The 742-nt window shown below is 56.1% G+C and carries 2 protein-coding genes; both read right to left on the reverse strand.

All coding sequences use genetic code 11. The features are described 5' to 3' along the window. Positions 1-103: 103 nt before the first annotated feature. Positions 104-547, reverse strand: coding sequence for a DUF3872 domain-containing protein (locus AB5935_RS25260; protein WP_004295445.1), 444 nt, complete (start codon positions 545-547; stop codon positions 104-106). A 13-nt stretch (positions 548-560) separates the two neighbouring features. Then, positions 561-742, reverse strand: a 182-nt coding sequence (locus tag AB5935_RS25265; RefSeq protein ID WP_368327784.1) for a conjugal transfer protein TraO, incomplete at its 5' end; no start/stop codon positions are given.

Here is a 742-nt window from a genome sequence, read left to right on the forward strand (position 1 = left end):
TATCGAGATAGGCTATATCTATTCTCTCTTGCTCTGTCATGGTTTTCAGTATTTATGGAAAGCGCCCGGGTGACGGGCGCTTCTCTTGGTTAGACATATTCCGTTATCGTTCCGTTTCCTCCGTCCCGTTCTCGCTCTGGAACGTGAAGGAGGTCTTCACGACCTGACCCGTGTTGTCCTCGACATAGACGTCGATGGTCTGCTGGTCATCGCTGCGCGATGTGTAATAGAGGCGGAACACCTCACGGTCGAGCGGATAGCGGTCGTTGGGCAGGAACACCGTACCGTCGTCCATCCTCAACTCACCGCGCCCGTCGGGCTGGAAATAGCGGATCGTGTAACGTGCGCCGTCATATCTCCCCTCCCGCACGAGCGTGCAGCGGATTTCAGCGGTTTCACCAACGGAGATTCGCTTCTGAACGGGCATCGTTTCCAGAGAGAACGTGTACGCCTGCTGTATATCCAGCCCGTTGTCGCAGGATGCGCATAAAAGACCCAGGGCGGCGATCCAGACCGCCAGGGCCAATATCTTTTTCATCTTTTTCATGTCGCTTGCAAGTTTAATGGATTATGAATTTCACGCCCAGGCCGAACTGCGCGTGGAAATGTCCCGTTGTAGTGCCCCATAGGATACGCTCACGCCCCGTCAGCGAGAGGATAATCCTGTCGGTCAGGTACGCATCGACCTCCAGCGTGACGGCCCCGCCATAGAGGAAACGGTCGCGGTGGCGGAGCGTAGAGC

Source organism: Phocaeicola sp. RTP21198st1_B8_RTP21198_201120 (assembly GCF_040929485.1).
In the GTDB taxonomy this organism is placed as follows: domain Bacteria; phylum Bacteroidota; class Bacteroidia; order Bacteroidales; family Bacteroidaceae; genus Phocaeicola; species Phocaeicola dorei.

What these genes read in the sequence shown, in the direction of transcription:
- AB5935_RS25260 (WP_004295445.1), bottom strand. Translation starts at nt 547, where the DNA reads ATGAAAAAGATGAAAAAGATATTGGCCCTGGCGGTCTGGATCGCCGCC.